The organism is Nostoc sp. 'Lobaria pulmonaria (5183) cyanobiont' (assembly GCF_002949795.1).
In the GTDB taxonomy this organism is placed as follows: domain Bacteria; phylum Cyanobacteriota; class Cyanobacteriia; order Cyanobacteriales; family Nostocaceae; genus Nostoc.
In genome coordinates, this window is sequence record NZ_CP026692.1 from 4,224,821 (window position 1) to 4,239,070 (window position 14,250).

General features: G+C 42.3%; 11 protein-coding genes. 3 read left to right on the plus strand and 8 right to left on the minus strand.

Features of this window, described 5'->3' with window-relative positions:
- Nucleotides 1–27: 27 nt before the first annotated feature.
- The gene (locus NLP_RS18585; protein WP_104907684.1) at nucleotides 28–1,194 is read right to left on the minus strand and encodes a pyridoxal phosphate-dependent aminotransferase; all 1,167 of its coding nucleotides are present in this window, start codon (nucleotides 1,192–1,194) and stop codon (nucleotides 28–30) included.
- 240 nt (nucleotides 1,195–1,434) lie between these two features.
- Here NLP_RS18585 and NLP_RS18590 point away from each other — a divergent pair, with 240 nt between their 5' ends.
- The gene (locus NLP_RS18590) at nucleotides 1,435–2,103 is read left to right on the plus strand and encodes a ribonuclease T2 family protein (RefSeq protein WP_104907685.1); all 669 of its coding nucleotides are present in this window, start codon (nucleotides 1,435–1,437) and stop codon (nucleotides 2,101–2,103) included.
- Nucleotides 2,104–2,184: 81 nt separating this feature from the next.
- Here NLP_RS18590 and NLP_RS18595 read toward each other — a convergent pair whose 3' ends face one another.
- Nucleotides 2,185–3,267 (minus strand): class I fructose-bisphosphate aldolase, encoded by a 1,083-nt coding sequence (locus tag NLP_RS18595; protein WP_104907686.1) that lies wholly within the window; start codon nucleotides 3,265–3,267, stop codon nucleotides 2,185–2,187.
- Between the two features lie 366 nt (nucleotides 3,268–3,633).
- Here NLP_RS18595 and NLP_RS18600 point away from each other — a divergent pair, with 366 nt between their 5' ends.
- Nucleotides 3,634–3,948, plus strand: a complete 315-nt coding sequence (locus NLP_RS18600; protein ID WP_104907687.1) for a hypothetical protein — start codon at nucleotides 3,634–3,636, stop codon at nucleotides 3,946–3,948.
- 32 nt (nucleotides 3,949–3,980) lie between these two features.
- Here NLP_RS18600 and NLP_RS18605 read toward each other — a convergent pair whose 3' ends face one another.
- The 3 genes from NLP_RS18605 to NLP_RS18615 form a co-directional block, all read right to left on the minus strand.
- The gene (locus NLP_RS18605; protein ID WP_104907688.1) at nucleotides 3,981–6,644 is read right to left on the minus strand and encodes an nSTAND1 domain-containing NTPase; all 2,664 of its coding nucleotides are present in this window, start codon (nucleotides 6,642–6,644) and stop codon (nucleotides 3,981–3,983) included.
- Nucleotides 6,645–6,728: 84 nt separating this feature from the next.
- The gene (locus tag NLP_RS18610; protein WP_325034684.1) at nucleotides 6,729–6,920 is read right to left on the minus strand and encodes a hypothetical protein; all 192 of its coding nucleotides are present in this window, start codon (nucleotides 6,918–6,920) and stop codon (nucleotides 6,729–6,731) included.
- A gap of 14 nt (nucleotides 6,921–6,934) precedes the next feature.
- Nucleotides 6,935–8,032: an ATP-binding protein gene (locus NLP_RS18615; RefSeq protein ID WP_234016979.1), complete on the minus strand. Its 1,098-nt coding sequence runs from the start codon at nucleotides 8,030–8,032 to the stop codon at nucleotides 6,935–6,937.
- Nucleotides 8,033–8,248: 216 nt separating this feature from the next.
- Between NLP_RS18615 and NLP_RS18620 the strand changes: the two genes are divergently transcribed.
- Complete coding sequence (locus NLP_RS18620) at nucleotides 8,249–8,485, plus strand: hypothetical protein (RefSeq protein ID WP_104907690.1); 237 nt, start codon at nucleotides 8,249–8,251, stop codon at nucleotides 8,483–8,485.
- Between the two features lie 497 nt (nucleotides 8,486–8,982).
- Here the strand turns inward: NLP_RS18620 and NLP_RS18630 are convergent, their stop codons facing one another.
- From NLP_RS18630 to NLP_RS18640, 3 genes are all read right to left on the minus strand, one after another.
- Nucleotides 8,983–10,626: an acetolactate synthase large subunit gene (locus tag NLP_RS18630; RefSeq protein WP_104907691.1), complete on the minus strand. Its 1,644-nt coding sequence runs from the start codon at nucleotides 10,624–10,626 to the stop codon at nucleotides 8,983–8,985.
- A 105-nt stretch (nucleotides 10,627–10,731) separates the two neighbouring features.
- Complete coding sequence (locus NLP_RS18635) at nucleotides 10,732–12,099, minus strand: NAD-dependent succinate-semialdehyde dehydrogenase (protein WP_104907692.1); 1,368 nt, start codon at nucleotides 12,097–12,099, stop codon at nucleotides 10,732–10,734.
- Nucleotides 12,100–12,331: 232 nt separating this feature from the next.
- Nucleotides 12,332–13,984 (minus strand): adenylate/guanylate cyclase domain-containing protein, encoded by a 1,653-nt coding sequence (locus tag NLP_RS18640; RefSeq protein WP_104907693.1) that lies wholly within the window; start codon nucleotides 13,982–13,984, stop codon nucleotides 12,332–12,334.
- Nucleotides 13,985–14,250: the final 266 nt, after the last annotated feature.

Here is a 14,250-nt window from a genome sequence, read left to right on the forward strand (position 1 = left end):
TGACAAATGACAACTGACAACTGACAACTAACTACGCGACTTGACAAATTTCTCCAATCTATCCATTCCCTTTTCAATCGTCGCCATATCTGTGGCGTAGGAAAGGCGAATATTGTCATCAGCGCCAAAAGCAATTCCGGGAATGACTGCAACTTGATATTTTTCCAGCAAAGCATCACAAAATTCTAGGGATTTTAGACCAGTTTTGCTGATATCAGGGAATAGATAAAACGCGCCATCTGGTGAGGCGGTACTCAATCCGGGAATGGCGTTGAGTCTGTCTAGCATGACCTGTCGGCGTTTGGCGAAGGCTTGGCGCATTTCTTCGACACAATCTTGAGAACTTTGTAGCGCTGCGATCGCACCATATTGGGCAAAGGTACACACGTTAGATGTACTATGCCCTTGGATGGTACTCGCTGCTTTAATGATTTCCACCGGCCCCGCTAAATAGCCAAGTCTCCAACCAGTCATGGAATAAGCCTTCGCAAACCCATTACTAATCAAACTGCGGTCAAAAATTTCCTTCCCTAGAGAACCGATGCTGATATGTTCTGCACCGTTATAGAGAATCTTTTCGTAAATCTCATCAGAGACGACAAAGATATCTGCATCAACTACTACCTTCGCCAGTGCTTTGATTTCATCTGGCGTGTAAACCATCCCTGTAGGATTAGATGGGGAGTTGAGGATAAATAACTTCGTCTTCGGCGTGATTGCTTTACGGAGTTGTTCGGGAGTAATTTTATAACCCGTCGTTGCATCTGTAGGCACAATTACCGAGACTCCACCGACTAAAGTCACCATTTCGGGATAACTTAGCCAGTAGGGCGCAGGGATAATTACCTCATCACCTGGGTCAATTAGCGCCACAATCAAGTTGTACAGAGAATGCTTACCGCCATTGGTGACGATGACATTCTCTGACTTATAATCAAGACCGTTGTCGGTTTTAAGCTTGTGGGCGATCGCTTCCCTTAACTTTGGTTCTCCAGCTGCTGCACCGTACTTGGTTTTGCCTTCTTCCAAAGCTTTGACTGCTGCGGCTTTAATATGCGCTGGGGTATCAAAATCTGGTTCTCCAGCGCTAAAACTACAAACGTCTATTCCTTCTACCTTCAGTGCCTTAGCCTTGGCTGCGATCGCTAAGGTTAATGAAGGTGTTACCTGACTTACTCTTGCTGCCAGCTTCATTCTTACTATTTTTGGCAAATCTTTCACTGATCTAAGGATATCCCAGAATCCCTACCAAGATTTGCTTTTTCTGAATTCGTTGATAATCGGGGATTGGGGAGATGAGGGAGCAGGAGGAGCAAATGACAAATAACAAATGACTAATGACAAATAACTAATGACTCCGCGAAGCAGTTTGATTATTGACTCTTAACAATGTATCGTATATAACTTTATTTTTAGTGGAACCTAACTGTTTTTATGCAGATTAAGAAACTTTTAATTGCATCTTCTCTGCTAATTACTGGTCTTTTTATACCTAATGCTGCCATTGCTCAAAATCGCGGTACTCCGGGTAAATTTGATTTTTATGTCCTGACACTCTCCTGGTCGCCAGATTATTGTGCGACAAATGGTAATCGTGATCAGCAGCAGTGCGGTTCTGGAAGGAAACTTGGTTTTGTACTACATGGTTTGTGGCCGCAATATCAAACTGGCTATCCTGCTAATTGTTCCACGCAAAAATTACCGTCGGAAGTAAAGCGGCGGTTTCCTAATTTGTTTCCTAGCGCTAAAGTTGCCGATCATGAATGGGAAAAACATGGTACTTGTTCGGGGAAAACTCCTGCGGAATACTTGGGATTGAGTAAACAATTAAAAGATGCGATCGCTATTCCCGCAGCTTATAATCGTCCTAATAAACCCGTGCGTACCACAATTACAAATTTTAAAAATTCATTTGTGAGTGCGAATAATCAAATTATTGCTGATGGTGTAGCACCTTTTTGTTCAGGTTCAGGAAGATTTTTACAAGAAGTCTTCTTTTGTTATTCCAAAAACGGTGAACCCGGTATTTGTAGCGCCGAGATTTTGAAGCGATCGCAAAAAAGTTGTGGTCAACCAGATTTCTTAGTGAGAAACGTTAGATAAAAATGGGAATGGGGAATGAGGGAAAGAATTCTAATAATCTTTTGTACAGACGCGATTAATCGCGTCTGTACTCCTAACTCCCTAAGCTATCGTCACATCTGGCGACAAGTACACATCCTGAATGGTATGAAACAGTTTTACACCTTCCTCAAAGGGACGTTGGAAGGTCTTTCGCCCAGAAATTAATCCTGAACCACCAGCGCGTTTGTTGACTACGGCGGTGCGAACTGCTTCGGCGAAGTCATTTTTGCCAGTCGCGCCACCAGAATTAATCAACCCCACACGCCCAGAGTAGCAATTTAGTACTTGGTAACGAGTTAAATCAATTGGGTGATCAGTTGTTAATTCCGTGTAAACCCGCTCATCGGTTTTGCCGTAACTCTTACCAGTGGCTTTGGCAACTGCACCGTAACCATTGTTATTTTCTGGTAACTTTTGTTTAATAATGTCAGCTTCAATGGTTACACCCAAATGATTCGCCTGTCCGGTGAGGTCAGCAGCAAGGTGGTAATCTTTATCTTGTTTAAAAGCGTTGTTCCGCAGATAACACCAGAGAACTGTTACCAAACCCAGTTCATGGGCGCGTTTAAAAGCTTTGCTGATTTCCTGAATCTGTCTGGTAGATTGCTCTGAACCAAAATAGATTGTCGCACCTACGGCGGCGGCCCCTAAATTCCAAGCTTGTTCGACATCAGCAAACAATACCTGGTCAAATTGATTAGGGAAAGTCAGCAATTCGTTGTGATTGATTTTGGCAATAAAGGGAATTTTGTGGGCATATTTGCGCGAAACTATACCTAATGTTCCCAAAGTGGTAGCAACAGCATTGCAACCTGAGGCGATCGCTAGCTTGATAATATTTTCTGGATCGAAGTAAATCGGATTGGGCGCAAAAGACGCACCTGCCGAGTGTTCAATCCCTTGGTCTACTGGTAAAATCGAGAGATAACCTGTGTTTGCCAGACGACCACTAGAATAAAGTAACTGGAGATTACGCAATACTTGAGGATTGCGATCGCTGTTGAGCCAGATTCGATCTATAAAGTCTGGGCCCGGCAAATGTATTAAATCACGAGAAACTTTTGCTTTGTGAGTAAGTAGGTCTTCAGCCTCTTTACCTAGCAATGACTCAATAGAATTAGCCTCTTTGAGCGTTGTAGTCATAGTATTATCCTCAAAATTTGAGCAAATGACCTTGCCTTTAAGATAGCATTTCTAATATTGCTAACTTAGTTGTACGAAGATTAGTGATATGTCTTCTTTCTGAAGATATAGCAATCTTATTGTATAAGTCAAAATCAAAAGACTCCGATTCCCTACTTACTTTTAAGAAGGTCGGGAATCTTGTTGTTAATGATTAAGTAGGGCTATACTACCGGAAGTATTCAATCAACTTTCGGAATTGATGTTTTCAAATCAGTTACCAATATCAACCAGTACAATCATACTATCCTCAGATCATAGCTGAAAATTGAAAACCCATCTTCCCCCGATTGGGGTAATAATTTTGAACAGAATAAATATAATTTTATGAGTAAGTTTCAAATCGATATCGACTTCAGCAATATAGATTTAGCTTCCCTTGAGACAGAAGAAGATTTTCAACGAGAGGCAAAAATGTTACTCCCAAAGGCACTGGTCAAATTAGGTGAAAGTGTGGGTGAAAAGACTTGGGAAGAATTACAGCAAAAGCTGCAAGGAACTGGAGGTAAACTCAAATCTTCTCCCAGCGAGAAACGTAGGTTTATTCAAGAAACCGGAAGAACTTATCAACGAAATGCTAGTAACAGAGAAAAACAAGAACTGGAAGAATATATAGTAGAGCAATTGCGCCAGCACAAGTAGTATTTGTCATCAGTTAACTTATCAGACATAATTCAAACAAACCAGCGACGAATCAACTCCACTTGGAAGCGATAGCCGTCGTCAACTTCCTCAATTAACTCACGTTGCAACAGCAAGTTGAAAGTAATATCAGCATGAGGGAACTGTTGCAATAGAGTTTGGCGGCTGACTATAGTCCCTTCCCCTTGAGCGGCGATAAAACGTAGAATAGCTTGTCCAGTCGCGTCTACTTGATTGTTTTTAATGTCAGCGAAGAAAAAACCACCACTTTGCAAAGCTTCTGATATCGCTGCTTCCACATCCGCTAAAGTTGCCAATCGCCGGATAGAGGGGTCTTGCTCGTTCTTCAGGACAATAATTTCCGCACAGAGTAATTGTACTAAGAATGGGTGACAACGGGTGAGTTGTAACACTCGTTCAACTGCGTTAGGTTCATAGCGGAGGGTAAAATCTTTGACCGGACGTTCAATTAATTGTCGTGCTTCCGCTTGTTTGAGGTAGGAAATATGCACTACTTGGACATTAATGAGATAACTAGCCCAGCGCTGATATTCTTCGATAGTATGGGAGCCAGCCAGTAAAACCTTGAAACGGGGACGGTGTTGGATGAGGTGACGCAACATTCCCAAAACATCTTGTTCATCAAAGCGACCTTTGGCTATGGCGTTGTCTAGCACCTCGAATTCATCTAGCGCTAGTAAGGCGGTATTTTGTTCTAGAGCCTGTTCTACTTTATCTAGCCATTCATCGAAATAGGTGAAGGGGTCAGATTTTAACACTTCGCGGGTTAGGGACGGTAGAGTTACACCTTGCTTTTTTGCTGACTTCTCCATCTCTCTTGCCAGGTTGTAGAGAAAACCTGCATGGTCACTAGCTGATGAAGGTGCGCCTTGCAAGTCTACAAACATGGGGATGATGGTATTAGGTAGTAACTTTCCGATGTTATTGAGGAGAGAAGTTTTACCCATACGTCGCTGACCGTATAGTAGCAAAGGTGGACGACGGCGATCTAAAAGCAACTGCTCAATGCGTAAGCCAATGTCATCACGTCCCGTGAAAATTTCTTGCTCTAGTGTGATGGGATTACCAGTAATGTAAGGCGAGTCAATTTCTTTATTTTGTTCAACTTTGATAGCTAGTTCTTGTATATATTTGTTGATGATATCCAGCCATCTTTTAGCAAAAGGTAAAAAGGAAGAAGCATATTTATTATTAATACGATTGAAGTTCTCTAATTGTACACCTAACTTTTTTGCTACATCCTTGAGAGCTATACGCTGGTTGTAATTACTTCTTTGTTCTAATGCTGCGTTTACATCCTGACTGATGCGAGTAAAGATGCGTAGGACAGAATTAATTGAATTATCTAATTCCTCAATTTCTATGATGCGATGAAGCTGACGTATAGCTTCTACATCACCACATTTTCTTAGACTCAGTGCATCTTTGCAAATTTGAACAGCCCATTTTTGCAGACTTTCATTGAGATAATCAATGGCAGCTTCACCCTCGCTTGGGTTATGTTCTATGACTAAAAGTAAGTAATTATCTAAGCCATATAAAGGTATGCGCTGTAATTGATCCCAAAAGGCGGAATGATAGCGTAATGAGCTTGAATACTGATCTATACTTATTTCAAGAAATTGATAAGGAAAACGTAATATAGACTGTATAAATGTCTCATTGTTGTGCCTTTCATTAATTCGATCAGGAAATATATTAGACAATCTTAATAAAATATAAGGCTGGTTAATGCGATTTTTTTCCAACCGATAAAGTGCTAAATTCCATAATTGTAGTGATGGGTATAAAACTATTGGTCGCCATAAGTTGATAGTTATACTCAGAAATAACAGCACAGCAAACGCCACGCCTTCTGCCACGCCAAACGTCACACCTTCCGCCATGCCAAATGCCACGCCAAATGCCACGCCAAACGCCATACCAAACGCCACGCCTTCTGCTATACCAAATGCCATACCAAACGGCACGCTAAACGCCATGTCAAATGCCACGCCTAACGCCACGCCAAACGTTACACCTTCCGTAACGCCTATCGCCACGCCAAACGCCACGCCTAACGCCACGCCAAACGCTACGCCTAACGCCACGCCAAACGCTACGCCAAATGCCACGCCTTCCATGCCTACCGCCACGTCTAACGCCACGTCTAACGCCACGTCTAACGCCACGCCTAACGCCACGCCAAATACCACGCCTAACGCCACGCCAAATGCCACACCTAACGCCACACCTAACGCTACGCCAAATGCCACACCTAACGCCACACCTAACGTTACGCCAAACGCTACGCCTTGCGCCACGCCAAACGCCACGCCAAACGCCACGCCAAACGCCACGTTTAATGCTACACAACACCCTAAGCTTGGGGCCACAATAGACAAAATATTTGGTAATGGCTGACCTAATCCCCAAAGTACTAAACCAAGGATAAAATTAGCCCAGAGAGGTACAATTAAATACCCTTGTAGCACTGGCTGCCATACTGATGGTTTGTTCAAGTCTGCTAAAGAGGTAATCTCATTTTTAATATGTAAAGTGTGCTGATACCAAGCTACAGGACGAAAAAATAGCCAAAACAATAGTTGCAAACTACCTACGATCAAATTTGAGTGTGGTTTAGGTGCATCAGTGTAGATTTCAGCGTAATTAGTGGGTGAGTTTTGAGAAGGCATAATTTGCCTGCTTAGGTTAATAGTAGAGATATTAAAAATATTGTTGTCATTGTAAACGCAGTCATTACAGCACTTCCCAATCCTCTATGGAACAGGCTCTATTGGTTGATCGTAATGAATAACCTTTCCTTGTAAAGGATAAAGGTTAGAGTCTGAAGCTTGGGAAGAACGTTCTAAGATTATAATTTCAACTGCTTCGCCTGCTTGAAACGGTAAATCCTCAAGAATCAAGGTTCCGTTTTTAGTTAACTTTGTTTCAATTCGGTGTGCTTTCATAGTTACTTCGCTAGTTATGAATCTAATAAATCAGTAAATGGTTTTATTTGTCGTAAACCTTCCTTACGCCAATTATCATCATTCTCCCCTTCTTCTAAGTTAAATAATTTTTCTCTACACAGAATTTGTAACAACAGTGGCCAGCAGCAACTTTGTGTCAAAATCCACTCTACATCTTCATCAGTGAAGGCAATGGGCGAACTCGCTATCAATTCCCGCGCTTCTGTCTCAGTCAATGCTCCCAGATATGCGGTGTAGCCGAAAATATTGAAAAATGGTGAACTGTGTCCTGTGTTTCGCACCATTTCAATCGGTGATTCAGGGGTAGCCAAGACAAATGCTAGATTTCCCCCTGTCTGGTTAGTCGCCAAAGACCGCAAACTCTCCCAAAAGCCATCATCTAATTCTGGACAGCGTTGCAACCCAACGCCAATCTCATCTAATAAGATAACTGTGGGAAAATGTAAATTATCACTGACTACATTCATGAAACGATCTAAATCGCAAGGTGTCGGTACTTGCATCTTCAGTGATTCTAGGATGTACTTTAGTAGTCCTTCTCGGCTTTGCATTCGTGCGTCTTGCAAGTCTACGAAAATCCAACAGTAATTTTCTGGATGCGGTAGCCAGTCAGATTTTTGCTCAAGACGCAGCTGTTCTGCTGGGGTGGTGGTGATATTTTTGAGGTAGTGCAGCAGGGATGTTTTGCCACTGCGCTTTTTGCCGATAATGGCGGCGTTTTGTAGGGGATGGCGTTTGAGTAAGTTGAAGAGGCGTTTTAATTCTTTCTCGCGCCCAAAAAAGTAACGGGGTTGGGTGATGGGTACGCCAGTGATGAAGGGTGATGCTTCCCCGTTAGTGGGCTGAGGTTTAGGCGGTTGAGTTTCTGGTTCTTTGTATGCAATGTCTTGCCACTCTAACCCCAGTTTTTTGCTAAGTTCTACAAAATTCAGATAGTCAACAGGTTTACCAGTGAGAAAGCTTTTGACTGTGGAGAGAGAAAATCCTATATCACTAGCCAAAGACTGCTGGCTGGGATAGCCGTTACGCCCAGGTGCTAACTTTACTTTTTCAATATACTCTGGGGCTACTCGGAGCGATCGCGCCATCATTCCTCATCGAGAAACTGCTGAGAGTATATCAGATTTGTATACTAGCTAAACAGCTTTGCTATTCAGCGATAACCTCTTGCACTCTAGAAATTATAGTCATCCTGAACTTAACTGATAATCAACTAACAACTCGTCCAATGGGTGACTATTTCTCAACTCCGTTCTCAACCAGCACCAAGTTGTAATGGTGAATGTAAGGGATTAAGGACTTTAAAAATGAAACGAGAACTGGGAATTCTGCAAATTATCTTATCACTTTGCGGAGTGATGATGTTTGGTACAGTAACTTACGCTGCGATTAATATGGTGAATGGTCAATACCAAGTTGAAATAGCGCTTAATACTAAGGGACTCATTATTAAGTCAGATATTGACAAAAGGCAATGCGAAGCAGTAGAAAATATTGCCCAAAAGCAGGAAGGCACAAATTCCAACCAGAAGACGATTAATTAAGAGTAAAAATCAGTGATGAGTTAGAATCAATAACTTCTAATTTATTGTAAACGAGTCTTTGATACTCGTGGACGAGTCTTTGATACTCGTGAACGAGTCTTTGATACTCGTGGACGAGTCTTTGATACTCGTGAACGAGTCTTTGATACTCGTGGATGAGTCTTTAATATTCGTGAACGAGTCTTTAATACTCGTGGATGAGTCTTTAATATTCGTGAACGAGTCTTTAATATTCGTGAACGAGTCTTTGATACTCGTAGTTTTTTTAACGAACCGCAAAGGACGCAAAGGACGCGAAGAAGGAGAAGAAATATCTCTATAAATGAAGTGAAGTAAAGCGGTGCGTTAGCCTTTGGCGTAACGCACCCTACCAAAACGTTAAAGGAGTGGAAATTAATAAGGAGTTAGGAATAAAAAACTCCTAACTCCTAACTCTTGTACAGACGTGATTAATCGCCTCTCTCTTGTACAGACGCGATTAATCGCTTCTCTATTTTTTACACCGCACAACTCAACTCGCCGGCTTTTTGACTGAAGCGGTGATTCTCCCGATAATCTACGGGACAATCTATCACGGCGGGTACATCTTGAGCGAGGGCTTCTTTCAAAGTGGGAATCAAATCTAAAGCCGATTCAACTCGGTAGCCTTTTAAACCCATGCTTTCGGCAAATTTGACAAAATCAGGATTGCTAAAATGCACAAAGGCTGAGTTTCCTTTACCAAATTGATTTTCTTGCTTCCACTCAATTAATCCATAGCCACCATCATTGAAAATTATGGTGACAAAGGGCGTACCGACACGCAAGGCTGTTTCTAATTCTTGAGAATTCATCATAAAGCCGCCATCGCCTGTGACAGCAACGACTTTGCGCTTGGGATGAACCAGTTTTGCTGCTAAAGCGCCAGGAATGGCAATACCCATAGCTGCGAAGCCGTTGGAAATTATGCAAGTATTGGGACTATGGCAATGATAATGACGGGCCATCCACATTTTATGTGCGCCAACATCAGAGATGACGATATCATCTGGACCCATGACTTGGCGTAAGTCATAAATTAACTTTTGCGGCTTGATGGGAAATCCGTCATCATGGGCATACTGTTCGTAATCAGCCCGAATCTCTGATCTTAAGCTAATAGCAAAGGGATCGGGTTTGCCTTGTCTATCTGCTAATTTTAATATTTCATAGAGGGAATCTGAAATATCTCCCACAACTTCGGCATTAGGAATATAACTACTATCAATTTCTGCCGGACTTACCCCAATATGCACAATAGGAATTTCACCATTACGATTCCATTTTTTGGGGGAAAACTCAATCAAATCATAGCCGATCGCAATTACTAAATCTGTGTTATCAAAGGCACACGTAATAAAATCTCTTTGCTGTAATCCCACTGACCACAAAGCTAGTTGGTGTGTGTAGGGAATCACGCCTTTACCCATAAAAGTATTGGCAACAGGTATATTCAGCAATGTAGCAAATTGTGTGACTGCATCACTTGCATGAGCGCGAATTGCCCCATTACCTACTAAGATTAATGGATTAACTGCTTGGCAAATTGCGGCTGCTGCTGCCCGAATGCTAGCAAACGATGCATAGCTTTTTTCACTATTATCCTTACGCAAAGGTTTGCCTTCCACGGGCATGGCAGCAATATTTTCGGGCAAATCGATGTGAACTGCACCAGGTTTTTCAGATTGCGATCGCTTAAATGCTTTCCGTACTACTTCTGGTGTAATACTCGGTCGCACAATCTGCTTATTCCACTTGGTAACAGGTGCAAACATTGCCACCAAATCTAAATATTGATGGGATTCAATATGCATTCTATCTGTTCCCACTTGACCAGTAATCGCCACTAAGGGCGCACCATCGAGGTTAGCATCTGCTACCCCAGTCATCAAGTTGGTTGCCCCAGGGCCAAGAGTAGAAAGACACACTCCGGCTTTTCCTGTTAAGCGTCCGTATACATCGGCCATGAATGCTGCACCCTGTTCATGACGAGTCGTAATAAATTTAATCGAAGAATGTTTTAACGCTTCCAAAACGTGAAGGTTTTCTTCACCAGGAAGTCCAAAAATGTATTGCACTCCTTCATTTTCTAGGCACTGCACCAATAATTCTGCTGTATTCATTTTATTTCCTAACTATTGACAAATAAGACTTTAGTCATTAGTAATTTTTTGTCATTAGTCATTTTTCTTTTGTTTTTTGACTAATGACTAATGACTAATGACTAATCACTTCACCCACACAGTTTTAACGTTGACAAACTCATGTATACCTTGGATACTCAATTCCCTGCCATATCCAGAACGCTTGATGCCACCAAAGGGCAACCGAGGATCGGATTTGACCATACTGTTGATAAACACGGCACCAGCTTCAATTTCTTCAACTAAGCGATCGCTCTCTTGGTCGTTGGTTGTCCAAGCACTTGCACCTAAGCCAAAGGGGCTGTCATTAGCGAGTTTAATGGCAGCATCGATATCCGAAACCCGGAATAACAAGGCTACCGGGCCAAAGAATTCTTCTTTTGCAATTGGTGCCTCAGGGGGGATATCTATGATAATCGTTGGCGGATAAAAGTTTCCAGGACGATCTGATAAAGGATGTCCACCGATGAGGACTTTACCACCACTTTTTATAGCAGCTTGCACTTGTTGATCTAAATCCTGGAGAATACCAGGTGTTGCCAGGGGGCCTAAATCGGTATCTGGTTGCATGGGATCGCCTATTTTCAGCGCCTCAAATTTTTCTAAAAGCAATTTTTCAAATTTGTCTGCGATCGCATCTGCGACAATAAAACGTTTCGCTGCAATACATGATTGCCCGTTATTTAACATCCGCGCTGTAGTAGCTGTGACAACTGCTGTCTCTAAGTCAGCACTTTCTAACACAATAAACGGGTCACTTCCTCCTAATTCCAAAACTGTTTTTTTAATTTGTTTGCCGGCGGCGACGGCGAGGGATATACCTGCTGGTTCGCTGCCTGTCAAGGTAGCAGCTTTTACGCGGTCATCAGCCATTAAATCGGCAACTTTGGCAGCGCCTATTAATAGAGTTTGAAAAGCACCTTCAGGAAAACCTGCCCGTCGGATAATATATTCAATTGCCAAGGCGCACTGCGGCACATTGGAAGCGTGTTTGAGTAAGCCGACATTCCCCGCCATCAGCGCTGGTGCGGCAAAACGAAAAACTTGCCAAAAAGGGAAATTCCACGGCATCACCGCGAGAATCGCACCCATTGGTTGATAACGTACAAAACTCTGGTTGGCATCAGTTTTTATACTGACATCAGCTAGAAAACCAGGGGCGTGTTCGGCATAGTAGCGACAGACGACGGCGCATTTTTCGACTTCCGCGATCGCAGCTTTAAATGGTTTACCCATTTCTAGAGTCATTAACTTAGCAAATTCTGCTTTATCTTGCTCTAAAATATCAGCAGCCTTTTGCAGCCAATGCGATCGTTCAGAGAAACTAGTCTGACGATAGTGTTCAAAAGTCTGATTAGCTAAATCGAGTTTAGCGACAATTTCGGTATCATTGAGCGCCTCAAAGGTTTTGAGCGTCTCCCCAGTGGCGGGATTAATCGTGGCGATCGCCATTACCTGACCTCCCGTTAAAAAATAGCTTCGTTAGGCTTCCTAGTGTTACACAGATCAATTCTGGAAGCTACCACCCAAATTCTAGTCTTATAACCCAGAATTGGTTGCTGAATATTACAATTTTACAATTATTTTTGAAATAAAATATACAAGTGCATTATGTATTTATCGTGATGAATTAAAATTTATTAGCCATTAGTTAGCTGTTAATTGTTTTTCTAATACCCAATCCCTAAAGATTAATGATTGGAGCAATGATTGTTGGCACTGGTTGCAATTTTGTCTGATAAATCTTAACTAATCGCTCAATACCTTTGAAACGATAATCTCCCATTTCTTGGAAGTCTAAGGGTTGTGAAAGCATTGTATGGGTGGCTTCACTAATTACGCATTCACTAGGGGGACAAACTGCTTCCATCCGAGCAGCAAGATTAATCGTTGCGCCTAATGCCGTATAATCTACCCTTTGGGAACTACCGACATCTCCCACCACAGCCTTACCGCTATTAATTGCAATACGTAATTGCAGGGGTTCGTGCCAAAAACCATTGGCATTAAGATGTTCGAGACGAGTAAGCATTCCTTTGGCAGTAGTAACAGCGCGATCGGCATGATCTGCTTGCGGTTCTGGAGCGCCAAAAAATGCCATAATACAATCGCCAATATATTTATCTAAAGTGCCGCCGCAACCAAACACTTCTTTTAGCATTTCTTCAAATAAATTATTTAATAGTTGAGCGATCGCAGTTGGTGTTAACCTTTCAGAAATTGCCGTAAAGCCAACTAAATCAGCAAACAAAATACTGATTTCGCTCTCGGTGGGAGCTAAACGACCACCCGGTAATCCGCCTACAGATATCAACTGCTGTACAACTGCTGGAGAATGATAACGTTCTAATCGGTGACGAATCATCTCTTCAGTTTTGAGTTTCTCTACTAATAGCCAACGCTGCACACTAGAAGCTACAAGGTTTGCTAAAGCTGAAAAAAAGCTCAATTCTTCTTCACCTTCATTCGCCCAATGGTAAGAAGAAAAATTGGCATCGGCATAGAGTACGCCCACAACTTTATTTTCATCCCATAAAGGCACTGCCATCGCGCTACGAATGCCTTTGACTAAAATACTCTGTTCGCTAGCAAACCGTTCATCCTGATGAGTATCACCGGTTTGAATGACGACTTTTTCCTCAAATACCTTTTGACAAATACTACGACTAATCCAACTACCATCAGAGGGGAGATGTTTGTGTTGGGAAACGTTTCTAGTGGCAGCATTCATTAATTCTAACTGGCCGCAACCATTGACATCAATTAATAATGCCAAGCGATCAATACTATCAAGGTAACGAAAAACTACTTGCTGCACCTGAGAAAAAATCTCTTCTATGGACGCGGCTGCACAAAGATTTTTCGCTATGTCCACTAAGTCTTTGAGACGGGCAATAGTTTTGTCCTTATTATTGATGTTGCCATCTTTGCTATCAGCTGCAATCCATTGCTGTTGTAGTTGTTCAACATTATGAAGGATTGTTCTTTGCTCATTAATCTCCGAAATTCCGGGATACTCAGGTGTTGGTTGAGAAACAGGGGTTGTGAGCAGCACTACCAGGCTGACATTGCCCAGCCAAACAATATCGCCGTGATGTAACTCTTGGGGATAGTTAACCAGATATTTATTGACTTGTGTCCCGTTTTTGCTGCCCAAATCCTCAATGGTCCACACACCGTCAGCCGTTTTTACCAGGCGAGCATGGTTGCGGGATACTCCACCAAAAGGTAAGTACAAGTTACATTCCGGCAAACGACCAATTGTAAATACATCTTGGTCAACTGCGATCGTTGTCTCGGTATCTCCCTCTTGTAGGCGTAGCGTCAGTTCAGTCATGAGTGTGATAGATCCATCGAAGCTAGAGGTCAACCCCTTTGGGGAATTCAAAATTCAAAATTCAAAATTCAAAATTAATAATCCCCATAAATAAATTTAGGGGCTTGTATCCTTTTGTTCTTCGGTCAAGCAACTCTAAGGTAAGTTATACCCTACAGGTTAACCTTCACCTTTTCTTTATGACACTGTTAACTGCATTCCGACAACTGTATTTCAGTAGTGCTGAGTACTGAGTGCTGTACATGGATAGCGGGGCGTTTAGCCCG

Bases quoted from the DNA above. Each gene is read 5' to 3' on its own strand.
- NLP_RS18585 (WP_104907684.1), bottom strand. From the start codon at position 1,194: ATGAAGCTGGCAGCAAGAGTAAGTCAGGTAACACCTTCATTAACCTTA.
- NLP_RS18590 (WP_104907685.1), top strand. From the start codon at position 1,435: ATGCAGATTAAGAAACTTTTAATTGCATCTTCTCTGCTAATTACTGGT.
- NLP_RS18595 (WP_104907686.1), bottom strand. From the start codon at position 3,267: ATGACTACAACGCTCAAAGAGGCTAATTCTATTGAGTCATTGCTAGGT.
- NLP_RS18600 (WP_104907687.1), top strand. From the start codon at position 3,634: ATGAGTAAGTTTCAAATCGATATCGACTTCAGCAATATAGATTTAGCT.
- NLP_RS18605 (WP_104907688.1), bottom strand. From the start codon at position 6,644: ATGCCTTCTCAAAACTCACCCACTAATTACGCTGAAATCTACACTGAT.
- NLP_RS18610 (WP_325034684.1), bottom strand. From the start codon at position 6,920: ATGAAAGCACACCGAATTGAAACAAAGTTAACTAAAAACGGAACCTTG.
- NLP_RS18615 (WP_234016979.1), bottom strand. From the start codon at position 8,032: ATGATGGCGCGATCGCTCCGAGTAGCCCCAGAGTATATTGAAAAAGTA.
- NLP_RS18620 (WP_104907690.1), top strand. From the start codon at position 8,249: ATGAAACGAGAACTGGGAATTCTGCAAATTATCTTATCACTTTGCGGA.
- NLP_RS18630 (WP_104907691.1), bottom strand. From the start codon at position 10,626: ATGAATACAGCAGAATTATTGGTGCAGTGCCTAGAAAATGAAGGAGTG.
- NLP_RS18635 (WP_104907692.1), bottom strand. From the start codon at position 12,099: ATGGCGATCGCCACGATTAATCCCGCCACTGGGGAGACGCTCAAAACC.
- NLP_RS18640 (WP_104907693.1), bottom strand. From the start codon at position 13,984: ATGACTGAACTGACGCTACGCCTACAAGAGGGAGATACCGAGACAACG.